This window comes from Roseiflexus sp., assembly GCF_057785375.1.
The window spans coordinates 1-25,705 of sequence record NZ_JBYNRX010000076.1 but is presented as its reverse complement, the minus strand read 5'-3'; the positions used below and the strand labels follow the sequence as shown (position 1 = coordinate 25,705).

Below are 25,705 nucleotides of genomic sequence, written 5' to 3'. Positions count from 1 at the left end.
AACATTGAGCATTAAGTCCGGTCGAGTCTGCAAAGGCAGGCTTCGCAACCGTAGCCGACGGCTTCAGCCGCCAGGCGCAGAGCCGGTTTGGTCGGGCGGCGCGGCATCGTCACGTGGACTGGGGTTGTTCACCGGAGATGTCACGCAGTCTGCGATGAATCTGCTCTGCTGCGTGCGCCCACGTCCAGCGGGTCGCTTCATACGCCGCGCGCGCGCCCTTCTCCCGCGCTTCGTCGGGATGGTCGTACACATAGCGCATCAGCGCAATCAGGTGCTCGATGTCTGGTTCCGCCCAACGCCACCCCAGATAGTAGGGGCATTTGGCGTCGGCGGCGACCAGCCGCCGCACCCGCAGCGGGTAGCCGACCTCGTGATGGAAGAATTCGGTCTGCCCGCTCCAGTCGGTGGCGATCACCGGCAGCCCGCACGCCATTGCCTCGAGGATCGGCAAGCCCCATCCCTCGCCGCGCGTCGGCAGCACAAAGCAGTCGGCGCTGCGGTAGAGCGCTCCCAGGCTTTCGTCGCTGATATGGCGATTGTAGAGCAGGGCAATCGGCGGAGTGGCGGCAGGCAGGCGGAGTGCAGCGATCTGTTGCGCCACATCGACCCCGGCATCGAAATTGTTCACCCGCAGCATCAGCAGCACATCGTCGCGCTGCATAAATGCCGCTGCATACGCGCGCAACAGGATGTCCGGCGCTTTGCGCTCACCCCATTCGAAGACCGACAGAAAGGTGAACCGTCCTGCAATCCGGCGCGCCGGTCCGTCCGGTCGAAAACGCGCCGGATCATACCCCAGCGGCATGACATGGATCGGGCGCGTGACCCCGGCATTGGCGAAGACTGTTGCCCCCCAGCGGCTTGGCGTCCAGACCTCGTCCATCGCATTGCACGCTGCGACCCACTCGCGTGGCAGGCCATCGACTTCCAGCATGGTGTAGCCGATTTTATACCCGGCGTGACCGGTATAGAAAAGGTCCGCCTGGTCGTAACTGACCTGCGGCGCGTCGTCGCGCAGTGCGCGCGCAGCGGCAGCCAGCAGCGCTGGGTGGCGGATTGTGCCCGGCATATGCCATGGCGTCGGGCGGTACATCAGGTCAACGCCGCGCGCAGCCAGTTCGAGCGCCAGCGCCTCGGAGGAAACCGCATATCCGATCGGGATGCCCCAGCGTGACTGCCAGATGATGGAGAGGCTGGGAAGCGAAAAGGCGCCGTCGGGCTGCGATGAATCCACAACAGTGTCTGCGTTGTGCGTCTGGCTCATCGTCGTGTGTGTGACGTTCTCACGGGCAGTTTCGCTACGTCTCCGGCGGCATCCATTCACGCGGGTTGGTTGCCCATGCCTCGACCAGCGTGCGCGCCTCCGGCGTCAGGCGTCCGGTGCGCTGCGCCACGTCGAGCACGGCGGCAAGCGTCGCCAGCGGCACGAGTTTGAGATTCGCCGCTGCAAACCGCGTGGTCGTTTCAGCCCATCCCCAGGTGAAGATACAGATGCAGCTCATCACAATCGCGCCTTCGGCACGCAAGGCGTCCGCCGCCTGGAGCGCGCTCTCGCCGGTGCTGACCGTATCTTCGAGGAGGATCACACGCTGCCCCTGGACCACTGCTCCCTCGACCTGGCGTCCGCGTCCGTGCCCTTTGGCGCTGCTGCGCACATACGCCATTGGGATGCCGAGCGTCTCAGCAACCCACGCGGCCCACGCAATGCCGCCGGTGGCGGGTCCGGCAACGACCTGTGCATCGGCACACTGCGCAACGAAACCGCGGGTTACGGTGCGTCGTGCAGCGACATCACCCAGCAGAATGCGGTTGTCGCAGTAGATTGGCGAGCGCAGACCCGATGCGAACGTGAACGGTTCGCGCGGGCGGATCAGCACAGCGCCAGCCTCTAAAAGGACCGACGCTATCTCGTAGATGATCTCAGAGGTCACGGGCAATCCTTTCCCGGCATCGTCGCATTGGCGCTTTGCGTTTTGCCGAAGGACCGATGCAGTAGGCTCGACACCGGGGAATCATACCACAGGCGTGAGGGGTTGTCCCTGCACGGCGCTCTCGATAAACCGGCATGGTACGGGCATGCGGATGGCACACGCCGCCTCGCGACGGGTCGCAGACCCGCCGCGACGCCGTCCAGGGGCAGGATGGTGCAGACGCCCAGGTTGGCGGAAAGCGCTCAGTTGTGGTATACATTCATCAGTTTTTCAACCTTCAACTGCACATATCTTCCATCATCCGCGTCCATCGTGCTATACTACACGGTGTGTGGCTCAGGTGGACAATGGGGTCCTGATTCGATTTGCTCAACGAGGAGGACAGAAAGTTATGACTATGGAGCAGGAAAGCGCGCTCGCCAGCGCACAGCGCCAGTTCGACATCGCAGCCGACATCCTGCAGCTCGAACCTGGTCTCCGCCGCATCCTGCGAGTTCCGCAACGCGAACTGACGGTGACATTCCCGGTCAAAATGGATGACGGTCGGATCGAAACATTTGTCGGGTATCGCGTCCATCACAACATCACTCGTGGTCCGGCGAAGGGGGGCATTCGCTACCATCCCAACGTCACAATCGATGATGTGCGCGCTTTCAGCATGTTGATGACCTGGAAGTGTGCAACGGTCAATATTCCCTATGGCGGTGCAAAAGGCGCAGTCGTGGTTGATCCGCGCAAATTGTCGATGGGCGAACTCGAACGCCTGACCCGCCGCTACACCTCCGAGATCAGCATCCTGATTAGCCCGGATCGCGACATTCCGGCGCCCGACATCGGCACCAACGCCCAGATTATGGCGTGGATCATGGATACCTACTCGATGCACAGCGGTCATACCGTTCCGGCAGTGGTGACCGGCAAACCGATCGAGATCGGCGGTTCCTACGGGCGGGGTGAGGCGACAGCGCGCGGTCTGGCGTATGTGTTGCGCGAAGCCGCTGAGGCATTGAGTTTCCCGATCTCCGGCGCACGGATTGCAATCCAGGGGTTTGGCAAAGTCGGCGCTACCTGTGCGCGTTTGCTGGAAGAAATGGGCGCTACCATCATCGCGGTGTCGGACAGCAAAGGTGGCGTCTATCGGCGCAACGGACTGCCGCTCGCATCGGTCGCCGCACACAAACAGCGCACCGGCACGGTCGCCGATTTTCCCGAAGCGGATCGTGTGACGAATGAGGAATTGCTCGAACTGCCCTGCGACATTCTGGTGCCGGCTGCGGTTCAGAGCCAGATCACTGTGCGTAATGCCGATCGCATTCGCGCAAGGATCATTGGCGAGGCGGCGAATGCACCCACGACGCCGGAAGCCGATGCAATCCTCTATGATCGCGGCATTTTCGTCATTCCCGATATTCTTGCCAGCGCCGGCGGCGTGACTGTAAGCTACTTCGAGTGGGTGCAGGGGTTGCAGGAGTTCTTCTGGACCGAACGTGAGGTCAATGCCCAACTCGAGCGCGTGATGGTCGGAGCGTTCAATCAGGTGCTGCGCACGGCGCATGAACGCCGCGTTCATATGCGCACTGCCGCCTATCTGCTGGCGGTCACTCGGGCGGCAGATGCGACGCGCATTCGCGGTATCTATCCGTGAGGCGGTATGGCTGAGCGGCGCAGACGCCTCGGCGATTGGGGCGAGACCGTGGCGGCGCGCTACCTGGCGTGTCGCGGGTATCATGTGCTGGCGCGCAAGTGGCGCTGCGCCGCCGGTGAGATCGATATTGTGGCGCGGCACGATGGCATGCTGACCTTCGTCGAAGTGCGGACCCGGAGTGGCCGCGATCCCGGAATGGCTGCCGAGTCGATCACCGATGCCAAACGCGCGCGCCTGATGGCGCTCGCCAGTGCGTTCCTCGAAGCGCACCATCTCCCCGCCGACACGCCCTGGCGGATCGATGTTGTGGCGATTGCCGCCGGATCGCATGGGCAAGCAGTGTCAATCGAGCATATTCCATACGCGGTCGAAGAGAAGTAGCAGGGAATTCGGTTTCTGGAGAACCTGACCGATGGCATTCATCCATCCAACCGCAGAGGTGTCGCCGCAGGCTGAAATTGGCGAGGGAACGCGCGTCTGGCACGGCGCGCAGATCCGCGAGCGCGCCAGGCTTGGCAGAGGATGCATCGTCGGCAAGAATGTCTACATCGATTTCGAGGTCGTCATCGGCGATTACGTCAAAATTCAGAACAATGCGTCGCTCTATCACGGCTTGACGGTTGAAGATGGCGTGTTTATCGGTCCGCACGCCATCTTCACCAATGATCGCATTCCGCGCGCTATCAATCCCGACGGCTCGCTCAAAGGCGCTGCAGACTGGGTCGTCGGGCGAACCCTGATCCGACGGGGCACGTCCATCGGGGCTGGTGCGATTATCGTGACCGGGGTGACCATCGGCGCGTGGGCATTGTGCGGCGCGGGTGCGGTCGTCACGCGCGACGTGCCGGCGCACGCGATCGTCGTCGGCAACCCGGCGCGTGTTATCGGCTACATTAGCGCTGGCGGCGTGCGCTGCGCTACTCAGGAAGAAGCCATCGAGCGCACGGCGCAGGAACAACAGACCGCTTCGTAGAACGGCCCCTGTGCACAGGTCATACGGGAGAAATGTGATGGAACAGAAACGTGTCAGTGATGTCATGCACTACGGTGTGATTTCGTGCCGGGTCGAGACGCCGGTTGAAGAAGCGCTTGCGCTCATGCAAGAGCATCGCATCCATGCGCTGGTGATCGTTGATGGTCCTGGCCACCTCGCCGGGATTGTGTCGCAGACCGACCTGCTGCGGGTATGGAAGGAGGGGTCGTCATTTGAGGAAGTTATGCGCGGACCGGTCGGCGACATTATGACCCGCAGCGTGGTGACGTGCATGCCCGAAATGGAACTCGACCGCGCCATTCAGTTGCTCAACCGCAACCGCATCCATCGCCTGGTCGTCGTCGAAGAGCGCAACGACGGGCGTTTCTGGCCCGTCGGCATTTTGTCGATGACCGACATTGTGCGTGCGCTGGAGAGCGAAAGGTTGAGTGCGGGCGGGTCTGTGTAGAAGTCATTGCAAAAATGCCGGGTGATGGTACAATGGGAGCACAAGTAGACATAACCTGAATGGCGAACAATTGGCGGTGATCGAACCGCTCATCCCTACGAACAAGAGCAAGCGCGGACGTCCGCGATATGATGACCGCCGGACGTTGAACGGCATCCAGTCTGTGCTGAAAACGGGGTGCGCCTGGGAAGATGCGCCGTCCGAATATGGTTCAGATAGCGCCTGCCAGCGACGATTGAATGAGTGGTCGTCGGATGGAGACCGGGAACGGATGTGACCGCCTTTCTGAGCCAACCGGATGCCGAGGGCAAGTTGGAGCGGGCGCAAGCGTTTCTCGACGGGAGCGTTGTTCCCGCTCAACAAGGCGTTGCAGTCGTGTATATCGATGATTTCATCTGGTTGCCCAATGTCGCCGAGAAACTGGCCAGTAAGCATTGTCTTTTTCAGGAAGAAGTCGAAGAAGTGTTCTTCAACCAGCCACAGTACCGTTTCGTAGAAACGGGGTACAGGTCGGGCGAAGACGTGTATGCAGCATACGGGCAGACGGATGCAGGTCGGTATGTGATTGTGTTTTTCATCTACAAGGCGGCAAATGCCGCTTTGATCTTGAGTGCACGTGATATGGATGCAAAGGAACGCAGACGTTATGAACGAAAATGAAGAGCCGCAACTGACCGGTATTTCAAAAGCGCGAACGATAGACGAGATTGCTGAGTTTTGGGATACGCATAGTCTGGCAGATTATTGGGATCAGACTCGTGAAGTAGTGTTCGAGGTTCGTGCTCAACGCAAATGGCGCGTTGCCCTTGATCCGGAGATTTATGCTCAACTCAAGGTGCAGGCGCGCAGACGAGGTATTACGCCTGAAACGTTGGTTAATCTGTGGCTGCTTGAACGCTTGTCAAGACAGAGCGCGGAGACCGGACATAAAGAAACAATCACCGCTTCCCAATAAAAACTCCTTCTTCTTCTCTGTACCCCATATAAGGATCATGATGCACCGGCGTCCACAAATTACTGAACCAGGCGCCTATCGCCTGCCCGTTAACGAAATTATCCAGGGCGACTGTATTCAGGTCTTGAAAACATTCCCCGAAAAGTTGGTAGACCTGATTTTTGCCGACCCGCCGTACAATCTCCAGCTTCGTCACGAATTGCTTCGTCCCAATCAAACCGTTGTGGACGGCGTCGATGATGCGTGGGATCAGTTTGAGAATATTCAGGAGTATGATGCATTCACCAGAGCCTGGCTCGGTGAATGTCGCAGAGTGCTCAAAGACGACGGAACGATCTGGGTGATCGGCACATACCATAACATCTTTCGCGTCGGGGCAATTATGATGGACCTGGGGTACTGGATATTAAATGATGTCATCTGGCATAAAACAAACCCAATGCCAAATTTCCGCGGTGTTCGCTTTCAGAATGCGACTGAGACATTAATATGGGCAAAGAAGTCCGCCGATCAGAAGAAGTACACGTTCAATTACCATGCCATGAAGCATCTAAATGAAGAGAAACAGATGCAGAACGTCTGGCATATTCCGCTCTGTACCGGTGCGGAGCGAGTGAAGATCAACGGAAAGAAGGCGCACTCGACGCAAAAACCGGAAGCGTTGCTGTATCGGGTGATCCTGGCGTCGAGCAATCCCGGCGATCTGGTGCTCGATCCGTTCTTCGGCTCCGGTACGACCGGCGTGGTTGCGCGAAGACTGAAGCGAACATATATCGGTATCGAACTGGACCCGGCCTACGTTGAGATTGCCAGGAGAAGGATTGAACATACGCCGGTATCATTCTTTGATGACGATCTGCTGGAAACAAAGTCGAAGCGTGACCTGCCGCGTGTTGGTTTTGGTCAGCTTGTTGAGGCGCGCTACATCAGCATTGGTCAGAAGCTCTATTCCGGTGATCGCAGTATTGTGGCGGTTGTCCGGGCAGACTCGCAATTGCAATGGGGCAATATGAGCGGCTCGATCCACAAAATAGCCGCGCTTGCCCAGAATAAGCCCGCCTTCAATGGCTGGGAGTACTGGTACTATGAGGATCAGGCGGGCAATCTTGTCAGCATTGATTGCATTCGTGAACAATATCGAGCAGAGAATGGTCTGATACTAATACGCGGTCATTGCGTATGAGTCCGCTGCACAAAGGCTGAACCACCAAGGACCTGAAGCGCACGAAGGTGAGGAACAATGAAGTGCATGTCCTTCGTGTCCCTTGGTGACCTTCGTGGTTCGCTTTTTGCGGTGAAGTCATGGAAGACTTAACCACCAAGGGCACGAAGTACACGAAGGTGAGGAACAATGAAGTGCATGTCCTTCGTGTCCCTTGGCGCCCTTCGTGGTTGCTGCACAAAGGCTGAACCACCAAGGACACGAAGCGCACGAAGGTGCATAAATATGAAGCGCATGTCCTTTGTGTCCCTTGGTGACCTTCGTGGTTTACAGATTTTTGCAGTGAAGTCAACGAGCACGCGAACATCTTGTCTGACTGACCGAAAGTCAGTATCAGCAAGGGCTTCAGCCCGCCCTTACCCCACCAGCAATGCCAGCGGCTGCTCCAGCAGGCGCTTCACCTCGTTGAGAAACTGCGCAACTTCGGCGCCATCGGTGACGCGGTGGTCCGCCGAGAGAGTCAGCATCATCAGGTGTTTCGCCACCACCTCATCGCTGTCGTCCTTGAACGCCGGGACGCGCCGAATCGCGCCGACCGCCAGGCTCGCCGCTTGTGGCGGCGTGATGAGCGATGTGAACTCAGGAATGCCGTACATCCCTAAATTGCTGATCGTAAACGTGCCTCCCTGGAGCAGATCGGGGGTGATCTTTCCTTCACGCGCCAGTGCCACGATCCGTTTGGTTTCGCGCGCAATCGAACCGAGCGAACGGTCCTGACAGTTGGTGACGACCGGCGCCATCAGTCCGCTCTCCAACGCGACCGCAATTGCGATATTAACCGTCGGATGGCGGATGATTCCTTCATCGCTGTAGGAAGCGTTCAGGTTGGGGAATGCGAGCAGCGCACCGGCGCACGCTTTGACCACCATATCGTTGATCGAGAACTGATCCTCTTTTGACCGGCCAGCATTCGCCTGGGCGCGCAGTGCGAGCGCCGCGCCCATATCCGCTTCGATGGACACGAAGATATGCGGGAACTGCTGCCAGCTTTGCAGCATACGGCGCGCAATAGTTTTGCGCATGTTGCTCAACGGCACGCCGGCGCCCGCCGCCGGTGACACTGCGCTGACCGGTGCAGGCGCAGGCGGCGGGGTGACGGGCGCCGGCGTGGGCGCGACAGCAGGCGCAGGCGGCAGGGTGACAGGCGCAGGGGCAGGCGGCGGGATGACGGGCGCCGGCGTGGGCGCGACAGCAGGCGCAGGCGGCAGGGTGACAGGCGCAGGGGCAGGCGGCGGGGTGGGGGGTGGGACTGGTGCAGCGCCACGCGCAGCCAGATACGCTTCGATATCTTCTTTCACGATGCGTCCGGCCGGACCAGTGCCGCGCACCTGGCGTAGATCGACGCCATATTCGTGCGCCAGGCGACGCGCCAGCGGCGATGCGCGGATCTCTCCTGCTTCCGTCGGAACCGCCTCTGGGACCGGCGCGGGTGTGACGGGTGCAGGCGCCTCGGCAACCGGCGCAGGAGCGGCGGGTGCAGGCGCCTGCGCGCCATTCCCGCCATCGAGTCGGGCAATGACTGCATTGACCGGCGCGGACTGCCCTTCCTGTACGACGATTTCGGTCAGAATGCCTGACGCAAACGCCTCGATCTCGATAGTGACCTTATCCGTCTCGATTTCGGCAATCGGCTCGCCATTGCGAACCTCGTCACCCGGCTTCTTCAGCCAGCGGACGATCGTGCCCTCCTGCATGTCGAAGCCCATCTTGGGCATGGTAATGTCGGGCATAGGTATCTCCAATTACGACAGCGTCTTTCGGATCGCATCGACGATCCGATCAACAGTCACAACAGTCTGCAACTCCAGATTCTTCGAGTAGGGCATAGGAACTTCACGGAAGTTGACCCGTGCAATCGGCGCGTCGAGATAATCGAAGCCATGCTCATACAGGCGCGCCGCAATCTCGGCGCTCGTACCGAACGATTGCCAGTCCTCCGTCACCACCACGGCGCGGTTGGTCTTTTTGAAACTTTCGAGCGCCACACTCATATCGAGCGGTCGCAGCGTGCGGAGATCGACGATCTCGACCTCAATGCCGTCGCGCGCAAGGATATTGGCAGCCTGCTGCGACAGATGGACCATACGCGAGTAAGTGACGACCGTAATGTCGCGCCCTTCGCGCGCCAGGCGCGCTTTGCCCAGCGGAACGGTATACCTCTCTTCGGGAACCTCGCCTTTGACCGTGTACATCAGCGTGTGCTCGATGAACACCACCGGGTCGGGGTCTTCGATGGCCGCCTTCAGCATGCCCTTCATATCATAGGGTGTCGCCGGCGCGACGACCTTGAGACCCGGCATATGGGCGAAGTACACATCGAACGACTGCGAGTGGGTGGCGGAAAGTTGTGTCCAGCCATTGGTTGTGCGCAGCACCATTGGCACCGTCATCTGGCCGCCAAACATGGCGTAGATTTTGGCGGCGTGGTTGAAGAGCATATCGAACGCCAGAAGTGAGAAGTTAACCGACATAATCTCGGCAATCGGACGCATACCGACCATCGCCGCGCCAATGGCGATGCCGACGATGCCCGACTCGGCGATGGGCGCGTCACGGATGCGCTCAGGTCCGTACTGTTCGAGGAAACCGGCAGTGACGCCATAGGTGCTGCCGTAGTGTCCGATATCTTCTCCGATAATGAAGACGCGCTCGTCCTGCATCGCCTCGTGCAATGCCTGGCGCAGCGCCTCGCGAACTGTCATGATCGGCATAGTTATTCTCCGTGAATGGGCGGATCAACAGCGATGGGAGCGGCATAAACGCCAGCCTGCATAATCCATTCGCGCCCCGGCTCCGGGCTTTCGTCGGCGAAGCGCACCGATGCTTCGACCTGATCATCGATGATGCGGTCAATGTCGCGCAGTTGCTGTTCCGTGGCGATTCCCTCATTCAACAGCAGGGCGCGGAGTCGGGCAATCGGATCATTGCGCCGGTAACGCTCGATATCTTCCTTCGAGCGATACTTCTGCGTATCCTGCGCTGAGTGACCGCGGAAGCGGTAGGTCATCGCTTCGAGCAGCACCGGACCTTTTCCCGAACGCGCATGCTCGACGGCGCGCAGCGCCGCTTCGTGCATCACCAGCACATCGTTGCCATCCACCCGTTCGGCTTTCATATCGAACGCGCACGCCTTACGGTAGATCTCGGTCACCGACGAGTGAACCTCCAGTGGTGTGCCCATCGCATAGAGATTATTTTCGCACACAAAAATCACCGGCAGTTTCCAGAGTTGTGCGAAGTTGAGCGACTCGTAGAACTCGCCGCCGTTGGTGGCGCCATCGCCGAAAAACACCATCACGACCGAGTCCCTGTGCTGCATTTTCATGCCGAGCGCCACGCCGACCGCCAGCGGCAGATGGCTGCCGACGATCGCATACCCACCCCAGAAGTTCTTGCGCACGTCTGCAAAGTGCATCGAACCGCCTAACCCTTTGGAGCAACCGGTCACTTTGCCGAACAATTCCGCCATGAGCGCGTTGATGTCGAGGCCGCGCGCAATAGCATGGCCGTGGTCGCGGTAATGGGTGAAGATATGATCGTCCGGGCGCAGGGCGGAAATGGCGCCGACCGCCGTCGCCTCTTCGCCAATGTACAGATGGAGAAAACCGCCGATTCTGGCTTTGGTATACATCTCCTGACACTTCTCCTCGAAGCGTCGGATCAGCGTCATTTGCCGGTAGTAATCGATCAGCGTCGCTGCGTCGAGACCGGAGTTGCTCGAGAGGGCTGGCGACGCGCCAGACGAGTTGTGTCCATGGTCATCGTGGTGCGCCATAAGGTTTTCATCTCCCTTAATGTATGCGTCACATACGCCGTAGGCGCAGAGCGCGGCTGTATCCAAGAGCCATCGATGGACCGGGAACGCGGGTGTACCGCTGTTACACACACGCCCTATGCATGCATGATGCACCTGTAATTAGCGACGCAGAGTTATTCGGATGGGTGTCAAGAGCGATGACGTGGCGGAGACACGTTATCGCGGGCGGTGATTGTTCGATTGTATCTTCCTGCATGCATCTTCGGCATGCAGGAACGAGTTCTCACACCTATCTGCGCCGGTCGGCGACCGGTTGCGAATATTCCATAAACAGCGCCTCACCCTGGATCACCCGCACCAGTTCATCGAGCGTCAGGCGCGAGAGCGAGCGCGGCGGCGCTTTCGGTGTGCCGCAGAGCAGCATCCGCTTTCCCGGATGCAAATACCAGTCCGCGTCGCGGTCAACGATCCGCAGATCATGGTAAACCGGCGACAGATCGACGTTCGATCGCGATCGGGCAGCAATGCCCATCCACCCCTGTTGGTTGCGGTACGCATAGAGCACCGCGCCGTGACGATACGCCAGTTTACTCGACCCGCCATCGTCGCCGTCGAGGGCGATCCCCAATCCCCAGGGCGTATCGAACTCCACGTGGCGCGCAAACGCCTTTTCGAGGCGGATCTGGCGCTGCTCGTGCTCATACCATGCATCCAGGTTGGGCAGCATCGCGTAAGCCACGTGATGAGGGCGATTAGGGAACAGCAGATTATAGCCGGCAACCAGCGCATTGACGTTGAAAAACCCCTGTGAGCCGCGGGGCGCGGATGCGTTGTCAATCTGATTGACCTGCTCGACCAGACGGGCAAGCGCCTCATCGTCGGGAGCAATGCTGCGGCGCACCAGTTCGGCGGCGCATAGCCCCTGCAACTCCGGCGCGTGATGGTCGAACCGTCCACCGCCCGTATCAACATGGATGATGTGGGGATCCTCGTCGGCTGGTCGATTATGCAGCGTCTGACCGGCAGGGACGAATTGAAGCGCAGCATTGTGTGCGCCGCCGAATCGCACCAGAATCCAAATTGCCGTCAGGCAATCGAGATCCGGAGCGAGATGTCCCACAATGGTGGTCAGCTGCTCCACGGTGACGAATCTCGCTTTCCAGACCTACCGGCGGGTACGCGCCCTGCGCTGACATGCAGGAGGAGCATCAATCCAACTTGAAAGTATATCAGAAAACCGGCGATCTGGCAATGCGGTTTCGGGCGTAGAACTGACATATTCCTGGGGGACAGTTGCATACCGTTGCGCTTGCGTTTTGCATGTGAACGCCGTATAATACCACAGAGTCCCGCGCATCTATTCGCCCTCTGGCGCATACCGCCTTGTGCCGCCGGGATAAGGAAAGGGCATGGAACAGCAAGAACAGGCTGCCACAAACCATCAACAGGCGAACGCTACTCAATCGTTCGGCAACGGCGACGCTGCGAATGGTCAGTCCGCCGATCAGCGCGACGACCAGGAATTGATGGAGCAGTTCCTCGCCAATCCTGCTCACGACTACCGCAATCTGCAATACGGCGATACCGTTGATGGCATCATCATGCGCGTCAGCCGCGATGAGATTCTGGTGGACATCGGCGCCAAAGCCGAGGGTGTAGTGCCCGCCAGGGAAATGCAATCGCTCTCTGAAGAAGACCGGGCTGCGTTGAAACCGGGCGATCCATTGCTGGTCTTTGTTGTTCAGTCGGAAGACAAAGAGGGCCGGGCGACCCTCTCGATCGACCGGGCGCGCCAGGAGAAGAGCTGGCGCCGCTTGCAGCAGTGCTACGACACCGGCGAAGTGATCGAAGCCAGGGTGATCAACTACAACAAAGGCGGATTGCTGGTCAATCTCGATGGCGTGCGCGGTTTTGTGCCCTCTTCGCAGGTCAGCGGTATCAGTCGCGGCTCCGAGACGCAGAAGCAGTCGGAGATGGCGCGCATGGTAGGGCAGACGCTGGCGTTGAAAGTGATTGAGATCAATCGCAATCGCAATCGGTTGATCCTTTCGGAACGCCAGGCGGCGATGGATGCGCGTGAAGGGCGGAAAGGCGAGTTGCTGTCGGCGCTGAAAGAAGGCGATATTCGCAAAGGCGTCGTCACATCCGTGTGCGACTTTGGAGCGTTTGTCGATATAGGCGGCGCCGATGGTCTGGTGCATCTTTCGGAGCTTTCCTGGAGCCGGGTTAAACATCCGAGCGAGATCCTGAAGCCGGGCGACAAAGTGCAGGTGTATGTGCTCAGCATCGATAACGAGCGGAAGCGGATTGCGCTTTCGCTAAAGCGCACCCAGCACGAACCGTGGGCCACAGTTGGTGAACGCTATCACATCGGCCAGATGGTCGAGGGGGTGGTAACGCAACTGGCGCCTTTTGGCGCATTCGTGCGGATCGAGGACGGGGTCGAAGGACTGATCCACGTGTCTGAGATGGGTGATGGGCGCATCCAGCATCCACGCGATGTGCTGCAGGAGGGCGACGTGGTGCAGGCGCGCATCATCCGTATCGACCCGGCGCGGAAACGCATCGGTTTGAGCACGCGCCAGTCTTCCGATGATCAGAGCACGCGCCAGTCATCCGACGATGAAGAGTCCGATGTTGGTGAGTGAATGCCGTCGGCGGCGGGATGCTAGGTAGCCGGCAACCTCAGGCTTCCAGTCATAACTCTTGGTTGTAACAACGCTAGGGAGAACTGCTATGTCCGAGCGGGTATACGATAAGTTTACAAAGCGCGCCAAACAGGTGTTGCAAATCGCTACCGAAGAGGCGCGTGCGTTCAATCACCCCTACATTGGCACCGAGCACATCCTGCTCGGTCTGATTCGTGAGGGTGAGGGGGTTGCGGCGCGGGTGCTTGATGAACTTGGCGTCAAACTCGCCCAGGCGCGCCACGCCGTTGAGTTCATCGTCGGTCAGGGGGAGGGCCCGCCACGACAGGACCAGGATCTTACCGCGCGCGCCAAGAAGGTGATCGCCTATGCAGTCGAAGAAGCCAAGCGCCTGAACCATCACTATATCGGTACTGAGCACCTGCTGCTCGGATTGGTGCGGAACGGTGAAGGCGTGGCAACCGGCGTTCTTGATATTCTCGGCGTATCGCTCGAGCAGGTGCGCACGAATGTGATGCGCGTGCTGCGCCAGGGCGCCGGCGCCGGTCTCGAACGTCCCGGTGCTGCGTCTTCGGGTGCGTCACAGTCGTCGCAGCGCCAGAGCAAGACGCCGTACCTCGATGCACTCGGCACCGATCTGACGGAGATGGCGGAAGCCGGACGCCTTGATCCGGTCATCGGTCGCCAGCATGAAATCGAACGGGTGATCCAGATTCTCAGCCGCCGCACGAAGAACAACCCGGCGCTGATCGGCGAGCCGGGCGTCGGCAAGACGGCAATTGTCGAGGGGTTGGCGCAGCGGATCGTTGCGGGCGAGGTGCCGGACAGCATCAAGGGCAAGCGAGTGGTGACGCTCGATATGGGCGCGCTCGTCGCCGGCACCAAATATCGCGGTCAGTTCGAGGAGCGCCTGAAGCGGGTCGTCGATGAAATCAAGGAAACGCGCTGCATTCTGTTTATCGATGAGTTCCATACCATCATCGGCGCCGGCGGCGCAGAAGGCACGCTCGACGCTGCCAATATTCTGAAGCCGGCGCTGTCGCGCGGCGAACTACAGACTATCGGCGCTACGACGCTCGATGAGTATCGCAAGTATATCGAGCGCGATGCAGCCCTCGAACGGCGCTTCCAACCAGTGATGGTCGATCAGCCGACGGAAGAAGAGACGATCGAAATCTTGCGCGGCATCAAGAGTCGCTACGAAGATTTCCATCAGTTGCAGATCTCCGATGAGGCGATCAAGGCGGCGGCGCACCTCTCGGCGCGCTATGTGCCCGACCGCTTCCTGCCGGATAAGGCGATTGACCTGATCGATGAGGCGGCGGCGCGCGTTCGTATGACGCGCTCGGCGACCCCGCCCTCGTTGCGTGATGCGCTGCGCGGCCTGGAGGCGATTCGGAAGGAGCGTGAGGCGGCGATCGAGGACGAGCAATTCGATCTTGCCGCCGATCTCCGCGAGCGCGAAGAGCGCATGATGGCGCGTATCCAGAAGATCGAAGCCGAACTCGGCATTGGGAGCGATGCCCATCTCATGGAGCGCCCCTATGTCACCGAAGAAGACATCGCCGAAGTCGTCGGGATGTGGACGGGCATTCCGGTTAAGCGTCTGAAGGGGGACGAAACAACTCGCCTGCTTCAGATGGAAGAGTATCTGCATAGCCGCGTCGTCGGGCAGCACGAGGCGATTGTGACCATCGCCAAAGCCGTGCGTCGCGCGCGGGCAGGGCTGAAGGATCCCAAGCGTCCGATTGGCTCGTTCATTTTCCTTGGTCCGACCGGCGTCGGTAAGACCGAACTGGCAAAAGCGCTCGCCGAGTTTATGTTCGGCTCGGAAGAGCACCTGATCAAGATTGATATGTCCGAGTTCCAGGAGCGCCATACAACGTCGCGTCTCGTCGGTTCGCCTCCCGGATACGTGGGGTATGGCGAAGGCGGGCAGTTGACCGATGCGGTGCGGCGCAAGCCGTACTCGGTGGTGCTCTTCGATGAGATCGAGAAAGCGCACCCCGATGCCTTCAACCTGCTGCTCCAGGTGCTGGAGGACGGTCACCTGACGGATGGCAAGGGGCGACGGGTCGATTTTCGCAATACCATTATCATCATGACCTCGAACGTCGGCACCGAGCATATCCGGCGCGCGTCGCGCATCGGGTTCTCCGGGTACGGCGCCGGCAGCGAATTGGACAACGAGGATATTCGCAAGAAGGTGGACGATGCGCTCAAGCAGTTGTTCCGCCCCGAGTTCCTCAACCGCATCGACGCGACGATTATCTTCCACGCGCTGACCAACGACGAGATCCGGCAGATCACGCGGTTGATGCTCAAGCGCGTGCAGGAGCAACTCAAGGAGCACAACCTGACGCTCGAGATCACCGACGAAGCCTGCGATCTGCTGGCGAAGCGCGGCTACGATCCGGCATATGGCGCACGTCCGCTGCGCCGCATTATTACGAACCTGATCGAAGATCCGCTCTCGGAAGGCGTACTGGAGGGTCGCTTCCACTCCGGCGATAAGGTGCTGGTCGATGTGGCGACGCTGGACAATGGCGAACAGTATCTCCGCCTGCGTCCGGCGCGCGAAGTGGAGGAGACGCAAACCGTAGAAACGGAGACGGTCGAAGTCTCAGGTTAATCCAGACCAACCGGGCAGACCTTTCATTCCCGCAGCCGAAGCAGTTCTAAACGACTGCTTCGGCTCGGTTCTTTTGTTGGCGGGACGCAAAAACTCCGTGATATAATGGAACATATGAGCGTCAGGTGATTGACTGGCTTCGACAGGCTCAGCCAACGTCAGCCGCGCCACGTCCTTGAGTGTCCAGATTTTGGTGATCGCTCTATTAGGGGGGTATGCCGGTGGCAAAAATGCGCACGGTATTCGTCTGCCAGCAGTGCGGCTCGCAGCAGTCGCGCTGGATGGGGCGTTGCCCGGATTGTGGAACGTGGGATAGCCTGGTTGAACAGACCGAACGGCGCGACCCCGCCGCCCGCAGTCGGAGTGTCGCTCCAGGTTCACAGAGCCGTCCGGTTGGGTTGCGCGATGTTGCTATCGGCGGCTTTACGCGCCTGCCGGTGCTGGGAAGCGAGTTTGTCGGGGTGCTTGGCGGCGGTCTGGTGCCCGGCAGCGTGGTGTTGATCGGCGGCGAACCGGGGATTGGCAAGAGCAGTCTGCTGCTGCAAGCCGCTGCGCATTTTGCGGAACACGTCGGTTCAGCGCTGTATGTGTCGGCGGAAGAGTCTGTCCAGCAGATCAAACTGCGCGCTGCGCGCATGGGGCTTGAACCGGAACGCCTGCTCGTCTACTCCGAAACCAACCTGAACGCCATCCTCGATCAGATTGCAGCGGTCAAACCGCAGCTTGTGATCGTCGACTCGATCCAGACGGTCTACCTGGAGGAGTTGAGCTCCGCTGCGGGGAGCGTCAGCCAGGTGCGCGAAGGGGCGCTGCGCCTGTTGCGACTCGCCAAGGAACATGCCATTCCGATGTTCCTGGTCGGTCATGTCACGAAAGAAGGCGCGATTGCGGGACCGCGCGTGCTCGAGCACATCGTCGATGTGGTGCTCTACCTGGAAGGGGATCGCTTCCACCAGTACCGCCTGTTGCGCAGCGTCAAGAATCGCTTTGGCTCGACCGACGAGGTCGGCGTCTTTGAGATGACAGCGCAGGGATTGCGCGAAGTGCAGAATCCGTCGCAGGCGTTTCTCTCAGAGCGCACCACCAATGCGCCCGGATCGGCCGTAGCGGTGACGATGGAGGGGACGCGCCCGATTCTGGTCGAGGTGCAGGCATTGACTGCCAGCAGCGCCAACGCGCAACCGCGCCGCACCGCGAACGGCTTCGATATGAACCGGCTGTTAATGCTGGTTGCAGTGCTGACCAAGCGGGTCGGATTGCCATTGTTCAATCAGGATGTCTATGTTAACATTGTCGGCGGTCTGCGTATTGATGAACCGGCAGTCGATCTGGCGGTTGCGATCGCAATTGCGTCATCGTTCCGCAATCTGTGCGTGCGCCAGGATCTCGCCATGGTCGGCGAGGTCGGACTGGCAGGAGAGTTGCGCAGCGCCGGGCAGTTGGAACGACGCCTTACCGAAGCGTCGGGGCTGGGTTTTACCTGCGCCCTGTGCCCGGAAACCGCCCATCCGCCGCGTGTGGATGGTCTCGGCATCGTGATGGCGCGCGCACTCGCCGATGCAATTGGGATCGCGTTGTATGATGGCGTCACCTGTGCTCATGAGAATCAGTCTTAATTTTGTTGTTCGCCTGATTGGGATGTTCGCATTGGGGTATCTGGGATTTCGCATTGGCATCGCGCTATCGGGTGAACCTCCAAACGCGACTGAGGCGCTGGCGACCCAACTGCTGGCGCTGGCAGGCGCCGGGTTAGGACTGTTGACCACCCATCGCTGGACGGTCGAGCCGGTCCGTGATCTGATCCGCCATATGCAGAGCGTGTCGATTACTGAATTGATGGCGATTGTATTTGGCGCTCTGGTTGGATTGATCTTTGCCGTGCTTCTGTCGTTTCCACTGGCGCAACTGCCCCCGCCGTTGGGTCAGTTTGGGTCGGTGATTGTTGCCGGTGCGCTGGCGTATCTTGGCGCGATCCTCTTCTCCAGCCGCAAGAAAGATATTGCAGACCTGCTCCTCGCCTCGCGGCGCGGCTCCTTCTCCTGGTTCCAACAGGTCGGCGATGCGATCCATCCGCCATACCGCTACCTGATCGACACCTCGGCGATTGTTGATGGGCGTATTGCTGCTGTGGCGCAGACGGGCTTCATCGATGGAACATTGCTGGTGCCCGACTTTGTGTTGCACGAACTGCAATCGCTGGCGGACTCCGCTGATGAACTACGGCGGATGAAAGGGCGTCGCGGGCTTGAAATTCTCAATACGATGCAGAAGCAGTCGCATAGCGCCGTTGAGGTTTTGAATGTGGAAGTTCCAGGTGCAATCGACGTGGACGAGAAACTCGTCATTCTGGCGCGCCAGTATCGTTGCCCCGTGATTACGAACGACAACAATCTGGGGCGGGTTGCGGAACTCCAGGGAGTCAAAGTACTGAGCCTGAACCATCTTGCAGATGCGGTTCGTCCTCCGGTCGTCCCTGGTCAAGATCTGCGTGTGACGATCCGCGACATCGGGCGGGAGCGCGAGCAGGGCATTTCGTTTCTGGAAGATGGTACGATGGTGGTTGTCGAGGATGCACGGCGCCTGATCGGGCGTGAGGTGGATACGATCGTCACGCGCGTCTATCAGACGCAGACCGGCCGCATTGTGTTTGCACAACTGCGCCTCGAGAATGTGCCAAAGTAGAGGCGGGTCTGAGACCCGCCTGGGTGCGGGTGGTCGGGGCGGGTCTGAGACTCGCCCTTGTGGATCGGCGGGACGGTCGGGGCGGGTTGTCAGGGCGGGTCTCAGACCCGCCCTTACCCGTCTTCCGTGCCCTCGTATGATGAGACGTGCAGGATATGATACGATAACACACAGGGCGTTGTGCGCCCCCGTCAGTAGTGAGCAGGAGACGGATTGTATGGATCTTTCGTCGTTGAACACGTCTTTGTCTGTCAGAGCCGATATTCCTGGCCCGCGCGCTGCGGCTCTGGTTGCCCGCGATCAGAAGATTTTTGCGCCGTGTATGGGCCGGGTGTACCCGTTTGTGATGGAACGCGGCTCGGGGTGCGAGGTGTGGGATGTCGATGGCAACCGTTACCTGGATTTCAATGCCGGGATTGCCGTCGTCGCCGCCGGGCACTCGCATCCGCGGATTGTGCGCGCTGTCCAGGAACAGGCGACCCGCTTCATTCACATGGCGGCCACCGATTTCTACAACGAGCCAATGGTGACGCTGGGCGAAAAACTGGTTGCTACCATGCCGCGCGATTATGACTGGCAGGTGTTTCTGGCAAACTCCGGCGCCGAAGCGATTGAAGCGGCAATCAAACTGGCGCGCTACGCCACCGGTCGTCAGGGTGTTATCGCCTTCTTTGGCGGGTTTCACGGGCGTTCCTACGGCGCACTGTCGCTGACCGCTTCGAAACCGGTGCAACGGCGCGGCTATTTCCCGCTGGTTCCGGGTACGTTCCATGCCTTCTACGCCAATCCGTATCGCCCGCCATTCAATGTCGATCCGTCGCATGTCGCCGAGGCATGTCTGTCGTACATCGAAGACACCCTCTTCCGCACGGTGGCGCCGCCGCACGATATTGCGGCGATAGTCGTCGAGCCGATCCAGGGTGAAGGCGGGTATGTGGTTCCGGCGCCAGGGTTTCTCTGCGGGTTGCGCCGGTTGTGCGATCACTACGGCATTCTGCTGATTCTTGACGAGGTGCAGAGCGGCGTGGGTCGCACCGGAACTATGTGGGCATTCGAGCAGGAATGCCCCTCCGATACATCTGGCGCGTGTGTGGCATGCGGTTGTGCGCAACCCGCCGGCTGCATTCCCGATATTCTGGCGACTGCCAAGGGGTTAGGCGGCGGTGTGCCGATTGGCGCTATTGTGGCGCGCAAAGCGTTCACAGCGCTATGGGAGCCTGGATCGCACGGCAACACATTCGGCGGGAATGCACTGGCGTGTGCTGCCGCCAACGAGGTGCTCGATCTGGTGCGCCACAAACTCGCTGCCAACGCGGCGCATATCGGTGCACACCTGATGCGGGGATTGCGCACCCTCCAGCAACGCTACCAGGTGATCGGCGATGTCCGTGGACGTGGTCTGATGATCGGCATTGAATTTGTCAAAGATCGGGAAACACGCGAACCGGCGCGGTCGCTGGCGCAGCGCGTGATGGAGGAAGCATTCCATCGCGGCCTGCTGATCCTGACCTGCGGCGCCTCGACGATCCGCCTTTGCCCGCCGCTGGTGCTCACCGAAGCGCAGGTCGATGAAGGACTGACGATCTTCGAGACGGCGCTGCGCGCCAGTTTATAGCAATCAGCCAACCGTGTACGCTGGCGGTGTCATCGGCGGTTGCGGTCGCTGGCGCACCGCCAGCCATCCTCCGAGCGCGCCGAGCGCGACCGCGAAGAGCAGATGGATCAGACCGGCACAGAACCCGATCAGCGGTCCCATGATGTTGATCAGGGAGCGAATGTCGTCGCTGGTCAACCCGGAAGCCGGTTGCTGTTCTTCGATCTGTCGCAACACTTCTTCGAACAATGCCGGGTCATTCTGGATGATGAGGAACGCCACGATCCAGAAGATCACCGACCCGATCAACGCTCCGACTCCGGAAATGCCGCCTGCCAGCGTCCCACTGCCCACTCCCGCCGTCGGACCGCTCCAGCGCACGCCAATGTACCCTGCAATCGCACCCAACGCCATCGATGCCACTGGACCGCAACAGAACACGCCTATTGCCGGAATGAAGGAGAAACCGACCACCGCAACGATGCTGATAATTGCAAAAATGAGTCCTGACTTAAGGCCGCCAGACATGTGTCCTCCCTCTCGTTTAAGGTGACCGTCATCACTGGATGCCGACTCGACGGTGCGTAGGCTCTGGTGTGGTTGCCACACCACCGGTTGCCGCGCCAACCGCAGGGGGGACGGTCACCTGCGCTAGGTCGGGCAGGCGCACCCCGCTGAGATTGCCCGCCGCCAGGTGTGGTTGCCGCCCCAACCGCACGGTCACCTATTGTACCACGCAGCAATTGACACGCTGCGTTCTATCCCCTAGAATGGCAAAGCCCTGAAACCAGCGTTCTGAACTCTGATCGATGCACGCACATGACGAAGATCCCCGCTGTTCTATCGCTTGATGGCGCCTGGAAACTGCTGCCGGTCGATACGTTTCGTCAGGGGTTCTATCCATCTGACGACGAGACCTGGCTGACGCAGGATATACCGGCGCACTGGCAACAACATCCGCTGCTGGAACGCTACGCGGGATGTATGGTCTATCGCCGACGGTTTGCTCTGCCGGATATGTCGGCGGGCAACTCTGATCAGCCGCCGATCAGATACTTCCTGCGCTTCAATGGGGTGTTTTACTGGGCGCAGCCCTATTTCAACGGCGTTGATCTTGGGCGTCATGAGGGGTATTTCGAGCCGTATGAGCGTGAGGTGTCTGCCTGGATTGCACCGGAGAACGAGATTGTTGTCGAGGTCGAGTGCCCCGACGAAGCCAATAAATCGGGCAAGCGCCTGATCACCGGCATTTTCTCGCACTGGGATTGCATGGATCCGCTCGCCAACCCCGGCGGCGTCTGGTTGCCCGTCGAACTGATCGCCGCCGGTCCGGTGCGGGTGCGCGAGGTGGTGTTGCACACCGAAGCGGCTGGCGAGTCGCTGGCGGAACTGCGCTTCCGCGCGGTCTTCGATACGGATGCGGCGCGGGATGTAACCCTGCGCTGGACGTTTGCGCCGGTCAATTTTGCAGGGGCGGTTCAGACGATCGAGCAGCGTCGCGCGCTGGCTGCCGGAGAACACGAGGTCGCCGGGGTGCTGCTGGTGAGTGACCCGCATCTCTGGTGGCCTCACGATATGGGAGCGCCGAATCTCTATGCAGTGACGCTCGAAGCGCTCTGCAACGGCGTGGTTTCCGATGCGCGCACCTTTCGCTTTGGCATCCGTACATTCGAATTGCACGACTGGACACCGTATCTCAACGGGACGCGTTTCTTCGTCAAAGGGAACAATTATCCGCCGACTGATGTGCGTATTGCGACCACGACGCGCGAACGGTGCATTGAGGACCTGCGCCTGGCGCGTGCGTGCCATATGAACATGCTGCGGGTGCACGGGCACATCGCGCATCCGGCGCTCTACGACGCTGCCGATGAGATGGGCATGCTGCTCTGGCAGGATTTCCCGCTGCACTGGCTCTACCGCCGCGATGTGCTGCCCGAGGCGCGCCGTCAGGCGCGCGCCATGGTGCGTTTGCTGGGCAACCACCCATCGGTGGCGCTCTGGTGTATGCATAACGAACCGGTGTACGTCGTCGATACCCGCGATGAACGGATGCTGACACGCATGCGCACGTATGCGTCGGTGTTTGTCTTTAGCTGGAACCGTGATGTTATGGATAGCGAGTTGAAGCGGGTAGTCGAGCGGGAAGATCGCAGACGACCGGTGGTGCGTTCGTCGAACGAGTTTCCCATTCCGGGCATTCGTGCCGGCGCCAGCACCCACTTCTACTATGGTTGGTACAAGATGTACGGTCGCCTCGAAGCATGGGAACCGCTGATCCGCCGCTTCCCGCAACTGGTGCGCTTTGTCACTGAGTTCGGCGCACAGAGTTTCCCGAACGTCGAGAGTTGCGTCAGGTTCATGGACGCCGACATCAGGCGTATCAATTGGCAACGCCTCATTGAGCGCCATCAGTTTCAGGCGGACATCATGGCGCACTGGTACGACTGGCGCGCTGCGCGTTCGCTGGAGGAACTGGTGCAGATGTCGCAAGAGTATCAGGTGAAGGTCAATCGCCACTACATCGACCGGTTGCGGTTGCGCAAGTATCGTCCGACTGGCGGCATCATGCCGTTCATGTTCCATGATGCCAACCCCTCGGTCTCCTGGTCGATCATCGACTACTGGCGCATTCCAAAACGTTCGTACCACGCTATGCGCCTGGCGTTCAGCCCGCAGTATATCTTCACCGTGCTGGAAAAAGAAACGCTTACCCTCAATGAAGCGCTCGATCTGCCGGTCTATGTGGTCAACGACGCGCACCGCGACCTTGCCGTGACAGCGGCCGCACGCCTGGTCGGTCCTGGCGATGCAGTTCTGGCGACTGTCGAGCGATCCTTCACGTTGCCTGCCGATTGTATGGCGATGGAGGTCGAACGGTTGCGCCTGATCCCGTCGGACCCTGGAACATATCGTCTGGAGTTGGCGCTGGAGGGCGATGTAGCAGAAACAGTCGTCAATACCTATGCTGTTCATGTCTCGGCTGGTTAGAAAGGAATCGTCCATGCTCGACAAAGCCCATGCTCTTGCACCTGAAATCATTCGTTTGCGCCGCGAGATTCACGCGCATCCCGAACTCGCATTCCAGGAAGTGCGGACCGCCCAACTGGTTGCAGAGACGCTGCGTGAGATCGGCGGCATCGACATCCGCACCGGCGTCGGCAAAACCGGCGTCGTCGGGCAACTGGGAACCGGCGATGGACCAACGATTGGCATCCGCGCCGATATGGATGCGCTGCCGATCAATGAGGCGACCGGTTTGCCGTTCGCCTCGCAGAATCCGGGAGTGATGCACGCATGTGGTCACGATGCGCACACTGCCATTCTGCTCGGCGTTGCGCACCTGCTCAAACAGGAGTTTGCTGAAGGCAATCTGCGCGGCAATGTGCGGTTCCTGTTCCAGCCAGCCGAGGAAGCGCAGGACGAAGAAGGTCTCAGCGGCGCGCCGCGGATGATCAACGATGGCGCGCTCGATGGCGTCGATCATGTCATCGCGCTGCACGTCGACTCCGGGCTGCCGGTGGGGAACATCACTATCCGCGAAGAAGCGAGTTCGGCGGCGGTCGACTCGTTCCGTGGGTGGATTACCGGCAGCGGCGGGCATGGCGCCTATCCACATCTGGGGACGGATCCACTCTGGATGCTGTTGCCGGTGATGCAGGCGCTGCATGGGATTGTGGCGCGTCGCATCAACCCAATGCATCCGGCAGTCGTCAGCCTCGGGGTGGTGCGTGGCGGTACGGCGTCGAACGTCATTCCCGCCGAGGTGTATCTGGAAGGCACGCTGCGCAGTTTCGACCCGCAGGTGCGCGAGCAGTTGATTGCCGAGGTAGAGCGTGCTTTCGCTGTCGCACGCGCCGTTGGCGGTGATTATCGGCTGGAAATCGAGCGGGGCTACCCCGCCGGGCACAACGATGCCACGGTCAGCGAGTGGATTTCAGCAACCATTACCGACCTGATCGGCGCCGATGCGATTGACCGCAGCCGCACCGGTATGGGTGCAGAGGATTTCGCCTACATGACGCAGAAAGCGCCTGGAGCGATGTTCATGCTCGGCGCGGCAGTTGATGATGGCGTGAGCCGCAGGCATCACACCCCGATCTTCGACATCGACGAGCGCGCATTGCCGATCGGCGCCGCTATTCTCGCCGAAACCGCGCGGCGTTACCTGGCGGGAGAGGTGGGGCGATAAACGCCATAAGGTGGAGAGGCCATAACATAAGAAGGTGGAGACGTTGCATTGCAACGTCTCCCCCATGATCATGACCACCTACAATTCGATCTTCGTGCCAAGCACCTGGAGGAACTTCGCAATCCATTCAGGATGCGCGGGCCAGGCGGGCGCCGTCACCAGGTTGCCGTCGACATGCGCTTTGTTGGCTGGAATATCGACATACTGGCCCCCGGCGCGGTTGACATCCGGACCAACCGCTGGATACGCAGAGCACGACTTGCCCTCCAGGACGCCTGCCGCCGCCAGAACCTGCGCGCCGTGGCAAATGGCGGCAATTGGCTTGTTGGCAGCCGCAAAGTGACGGACGATGTCCAGCACCTTCTCGTTCAGGCGAATATACTCCGGCGCGCGCCCGCCAGGGATCACCAGCGCGTCGTAATCCTCAGCCCGAACCTCGGCAAATGTCGCGTTCAGTGCGAAGTTGTGTCCTGGCTTCTCGCTGTACGTCTGATCGCCCTCGAAATCGTGAACCGCTGTGCGTACCTTGTCGCCTGCCTGCTTATCGGGGCAGACGGCATGGACGTTGTGACCGACTGCCAATAGCGCCTGGAATGGCACCATCACCTCGTAGTCCTCAACGTAATCGCCGACAAGCATCAAGATGTTCTTCGCCGCCATTGGGAGACTCCTTTCTGCTCCGTTGCACGTTTGCTGTTGCTTTGGGTGCGGCACCATTATACCTGAATCTTTGGAAATGTTGAGAACCGAGAACCGAGAACTGAGAACCAAGAACCAGGAACAGGTCAGGGATTCGGGAGTAGGGAGCAGGGAGTGGGCAATGGGGACTCACCTTTCCACCTTCCACCTTCCCACGCGCCACGTGCCACGACCACCTTCCACCTTCCCACGTGCAATGCGCACCATGCAACGCAAGGGCGCGCCAGCGGCGCCCCTACGACAACCGGCAACCTTCGCACTGGAGACGTTGCGATGCAACGTCTCTACTGATTCACCTCTCGCCTC

At 60.0% G+C, this 25,705-nt stretch carries 24 protein-coding genes; 15 read left to right on the top strand and 9 right to left on the bottom strand.

The annotated features are described in order from the left end of the window. Nucleotides 1-109 precede the first annotated feature (109 nt). Both AC3EA7_RS13570 and pyrE read right to left on the bottom strand, forming a co-directional pair. Complete coding sequence (locus AC3EA7_RS13570; protein ID WP_488614596.1) at nucleotides 110-1,234, bottom strand: glycosyltransferase; 1,125 nt, start codon at nucleotides 1,232-1,234, stop codon at nucleotides 110-112. 64 nt (nucleotides 1,235-1,298) lie between these two features. After that, a complete protein-coding gene (pyrE, locus tag AC3EA7_RS13565; RefSeq protein ID WP_488614595.1) occupies nucleotides 1,299-1,931 on the bottom strand; it encodes an orotate phosphoribosyltransferase in 633 nt (210 codons plus the stop codon). 391 nt (nucleotides 1,932-2,322) lie between these two features. On the opposite strand from pyrE, the gene AC3EA7_RS13560 reads away from it, so the two are divergent. From AC3EA7_RS13560 to AC3EA7_RS13525, 8 genes are all read left to right on the top strand, one after another. Beyond that, nucleotides 2,323-3,576 carry a Glu/Leu/Phe/Val family dehydrogenase gene (locus AC3EA7_RS13560; protein WP_488614594.1) on the top strand — a complete coding sequence of 418 codons (1,254 nt, stop codon included), beginning with the start codon at nucleotides 2,323-2,325 and terminating at the stop codon, nucleotides 3,574-3,576. 6 nt (nucleotides 3,577-3,582) lie between these two features. Further along, nucleotides 3,583-3,957: a YraN family protein gene (locus tag AC3EA7_RS13555; RefSeq protein WP_488614593.1), complete on the top strand. Its 375-nt coding sequence runs from the start codon at nucleotides 3,583-3,585 to the stop codon at nucleotides 3,955-3,957. Between the two features lie 31 nt (nucleotides 3,958-3,988). Continuing rightward, nucleotides 3,989-4,549: an acyltransferase gene (locus AC3EA7_RS13550; RefSeq protein WP_488614592.1), complete on the top strand. Its 561-nt coding sequence runs from the start codon at nucleotides 3,989-3,991 to the stop codon at nucleotides 4,547-4,549. A gap of 37 nt (nucleotides 4,550-4,586) precedes the next feature. Next, on the top strand, nucleotides 4,587-5,018 hold the full coding sequence (locus AC3EA7_RS13545) for a CBS domain-containing protein (protein ID WP_488614591.1): 432 nt from the start codon (nucleotides 4,587-4,589) through the stop codon (nucleotides 5,016-5,018). Between the two features lie 76 nt (nucleotides 5,019-5,094). After that, the gene (locus AC3EA7_RS13540; RefSeq protein ID WP_488614590.1) at nucleotides 5,095-5,295 is read left to right on the top strand and encodes a transposase; all 201 of its coding nucleotides are present in this window, start codon (nucleotides 5,095-5,097) and stop codon (nucleotides 5,293-5,295) included. Then, nucleotides 5,292-5,678: a BrnT family toxin gene (locus AC3EA7_RS13535; protein WP_488614589.1), complete on the top strand. Its 387-nt coding sequence runs from the start codon at nucleotides 5,292-5,294 to the stop codon at nucleotides 5,676-5,678. The genes AC3EA7_RS13540 and AC3EA7_RS13535 overlap by 4 nt, the downstream gene beginning before the upstream one ends. Further along, the gene (locus tag AC3EA7_RS13530) at nucleotides 5,665-5,973 is read left to right on the top strand and encodes a CopG family antitoxin (RefSeq protein WP_488614588.1); all 309 of its coding nucleotides are present in this window, start codon (nucleotides 5,665-5,667) and stop codon (nucleotides 5,971-5,973) included. The genes AC3EA7_RS13535 and AC3EA7_RS13530 overlap by 14 nt, the downstream gene beginning before the upstream one ends. A gap of 40 nt (nucleotides 5,974-6,013) precedes the next feature. After that, nucleotides 6,014-7,156 (top strand): DNA methyltransferase, encoded by a 1,143-nt coding sequence (locus AC3EA7_RS13525; RefSeq protein WP_488614587.1) that lies wholly within the window; start codon nucleotides 6,014-6,016, stop codon nucleotides 7,154-7,156. Between the two features lie 395 nt (nucleotides 7,157-7,551). Here the strand turns inward: AC3EA7_RS13525 and AC3EA7_RS13520 are convergent, their stop codons facing one another. The 4 genes from AC3EA7_RS13520 to AC3EA7_RS13505 form a co-directional block, all read right to left on the bottom strand. Continuing rightward, a complete protein-coding gene (locus AC3EA7_RS13520; RefSeq protein WP_488614586.1) occupies nucleotides 7,552-8,925 on the bottom strand; it encodes a dihydrolipoamide acetyltransferase family protein in 1,374 nt (457 codons plus the stop codon). 12 nt (nucleotides 8,926-8,937) lie between these two features. Further along, nucleotides 8,938-9,906: an alpha-ketoacid dehydrogenase subunit beta gene (locus tag AC3EA7_RS13515; RefSeq protein ID WP_488614585.1), complete on the bottom strand. Its 969-nt coding sequence runs from the start codon at nucleotides 9,904-9,906 to the stop codon at nucleotides 8,938-8,940. A gap of 2 nt (nucleotides 9,907-9,908) precedes the next feature. Further along, nucleotides 9,909-10,970: a pyruvate dehydrogenase (acetyl-transferring) E1 component subunit alpha gene (gene pdhA, locus AC3EA7_RS13510; protein ID WP_488614584.1), complete on the bottom strand. Its 1,062-nt coding sequence runs from the start codon at nucleotides 10,968-10,970 to the stop codon at nucleotides 9,909-9,911. 271 nt (nucleotides 10,971-11,241) lie between these two features. Continuing rightward, entirely contained in the window at nucleotides 11,242-12,093 is an 852-nt protein-coding gene (locus tag AC3EA7_RS13505) for a hypothetical protein (protein ID WP_488614583.1), read from the bottom strand. A 268-nt stretch (nucleotides 12,094-12,361) separates the two neighbouring features. Here AC3EA7_RS13505 and rpsA point away from each other — a divergent pair, with 268 nt between their 5' ends. The 5 genes from rpsA (at nucleotide 12,362) to AC3EA7_RS13480 (ending at nucleotide 20,529) form a co-directional block, all read left to right on the top strand. Continuing rightward, complete coding sequence (gene rpsA / locus AC3EA7_RS13500; protein WP_488614582.1) at nucleotides 12,362-13,600, top strand: 30S ribosomal protein S1; 1,239 nt, start codon at nucleotides 12,362-12,364, stop codon at nucleotides 13,598-13,600. An 88-nt stretch (nucleotides 13,601-13,688) separates the two neighbouring features. Next, nucleotides 13,689-16,232, top strand: a complete 2,544-nt coding sequence (locus AC3EA7_RS13495) for an ATP-dependent Clp protease ATP-binding subunit (protein WP_488614581.1) — start codon at nucleotides 13,689-13,691, stop codon at nucleotides 16,230-16,232. Between the two features lie 221 nt (nucleotides 16,233-16,453). Further along, on the top strand, nucleotides 16,454-17,848 hold the full coding sequence (gene radA / locus AC3EA7_RS13490) for a DNA repair protein RadA (protein WP_488614616.1): 1,395 nt from the start codon (nucleotides 16,454-16,456) through the stop codon (nucleotides 17,846-17,848). Beyond that, on the top strand, nucleotides 17,832-18,914 hold the full coding sequence (locus AC3EA7_RS13485) for a PIN/TRAM domain-containing protein (protein ID WP_488614580.1): 1,083 nt from the start codon (nucleotides 17,832-17,834) through the stop codon (nucleotides 18,912-18,914). Before radA ends, AC3EA7_RS13485 begins: the two co-directional genes overlap by 17 nt. A 217-nt stretch (nucleotides 18,915-19,131) precedes the next feature. Next, nucleotides 19,132-20,529, top strand: a complete 1,398-nt coding sequence (locus tag AC3EA7_RS13480; RefSeq protein ID WP_488614579.1) for an acetyl ornithine aminotransferase family protein — start codon at nucleotides 19,132-19,134, stop codon at nucleotides 20,527-20,529. Nucleotides 20,530-20,532: 3 nt separating this feature from the next. Here AC3EA7_RS13480 and AC3EA7_RS13475 read toward each other — a convergent pair whose 3' ends face one another. Continuing rightward, nucleotides 20,533-21,036, bottom strand: a complete 504-nt coding sequence (locus AC3EA7_RS13475) for a hypothetical protein (protein WP_488614578.1) — start codon at nucleotides 21,034-21,036, stop codon at nucleotides 20,533-20,535. A 31-nt stretch (nucleotides 21,037-21,067) separates the two neighbouring features. Then, nucleotides 21,068-21,232: a hypothetical protein gene (locus tag AC3EA7_RS13470; RefSeq protein ID WP_488614577.1), complete on the bottom strand. Its 165-nt coding sequence runs from the start codon at nucleotides 21,230-21,232 to the stop codon at nucleotides 21,068-21,070. 95 nt (nucleotides 21,233-21,327) lie between these two features. On the opposite strand from AC3EA7_RS13470, the gene AC3EA7_RS13465 reads away from it, so the two are divergent. Together AC3EA7_RS13465 and AC3EA7_RS13460 are read left to right on the top strand one after the other, a co-directional pair. Then, nucleotides 21,328-23,499: a glycoside hydrolase family 2 protein gene (locus AC3EA7_RS13465; RefSeq protein WP_488614576.1), complete on the top strand. Its 2,172-nt coding sequence runs from the start codon at nucleotides 21,328-21,330 to the stop codon at nucleotides 23,497-23,499. 13 nt (nucleotides 23,500-23,512) lie between these two features. Next, nucleotides 23,513-24,700: a M20 metallopeptidase family protein gene (locus tag AC3EA7_RS13460; protein WP_488614575.1), complete on the top strand. Its 1,188-nt coding sequence runs from the start codon at nucleotides 23,513-23,515 to the stop codon at nucleotides 24,698-24,700. A 78-nt stretch (nucleotides 24,701-24,778) separates the two neighbouring features. On the opposite strand, the gene AC3EA7_RS13455 is transcribed toward AC3EA7_RS13460, so the two are convergent. Continuing rightward, nucleotides 24,779-25,360, bottom strand: a complete 582-nt coding sequence (locus AC3EA7_RS13455; RefSeq protein WP_488614574.1) for a DJ-1/PfpI family protein — start codon at nucleotides 25,358-25,360, stop codon at nucleotides 24,779-24,781. Nucleotides 25,361-25,705 lie beyond the last annotated feature (345 nt).

Coding starts and splice junctions, on each gene's coding strand:
- AC3EA7_RS13475 (WP_488614578.1), bottom strand. CDS start 21,036: ATGTCTGGCGGCCTTAAGTCAGGACTCATTTTTGCAATTATCAGCATC.
- AC3EA7_RS13555 (WP_488614593.1), top strand. CDS start 3,583: ATGGCTGAGCGGCGCAGACGCCTCGGCGATTGGGGCGAGACCGTGGCG.
- AC3EA7_RS13545 (WP_488614591.1), top strand. CDS start 4,587: ATGGAACAGAAACGTGTCAGTGATGTCATGCACTACGGTGTGATTTCG.
- AC3EA7_RS13465 (WP_488614576.1), top strand. CDS start 21,328: ATGACGAAGATCCCCGCTGTTCTATCGCTTGATGGCGCCTGGAAACTG.
- AC3EA7_RS13460 (WP_488614575.1), top strand. CDS start 23,513: ATGCTCGACAAAGCCCATGCTCTTGCACCTGAAATCATTCGTTTGCGC.
- AC3EA7_RS13480 (WP_488614579.1), top strand. CDS start 19,132: ATGGATCTTTCGTCGTTGAACACGTCTTTGTCTGTCAGAGCCGATATT.
- AC3EA7_RS13485 (WP_488614580.1), top strand. CDS start 17,832: ATGAGAATCAGTCTTAATTTTGTTGTTCGCCTGATTGGGATGTTCGCA.
- rpsA (WP_488614582.1), top strand. CDS start 12,362: ATGGAACAGCAAGAACAGGCTGCCACAAACCATCAACAGGCGAACGCT.
- AC3EA7_RS13515 (WP_488614585.1), bottom strand. CDS start 9,906: ATGCCGATCATGACAGTTCGCGAGGCGCTGCGCCAGGCATTGCACGAG.
- AC3EA7_RS13520 (WP_488614586.1), bottom strand. CDS start 8,925: ATGCCCGACATTACCATGCCCAAGATGGGCTTCGACATGCAGGAGGGC.
- pdhA (WP_488614584.1), bottom strand. CDS start 10,970: ATGGCGCACCACGATGACCATGGACACAACTCGTCTGGCGCGTCGCCA.
- AC3EA7_RS13550 (WP_488614592.1), top strand. CDS start 3,989: ATGGCATTCATCCATCCAACCGCAGAGGTGTCGCCGCAGGCTGAAATT.
- AC3EA7_RS13525 (WP_488614587.1), top strand. CDS start 6,014: ATGCACCGGCGTCCACAAATTACTGAACCAGGCGCCTATCGCCTGCCC.
- AC3EA7_RS13495 (WP_488614581.1), top strand. CDS start 13,689: ATGTCCGAGCGGGTATACGATAAGTTTACAAAGCGCGCCAAACAGGTG.
- AC3EA7_RS13455 (WP_488614574.1), bottom strand. CDS start 25,360: ATGGCGGCGAAGAACATCTTGATGCTTGTCGGCGATTACGTTGAGGAC.
- AC3EA7_RS13560 (WP_488614594.1), top strand. CDS start 2,323: ATGACTATGGAGCAGGAAAGCGCGCTCGCCAGCGCACAGCGCCAGTTC.
- AC3EA7_RS13530 (WP_488614588.1), top strand. CDS start 5,665: ATGAACGAAAATGAAGAGCCGCAACTGACCGGTATTTCAAAAGCGCGA.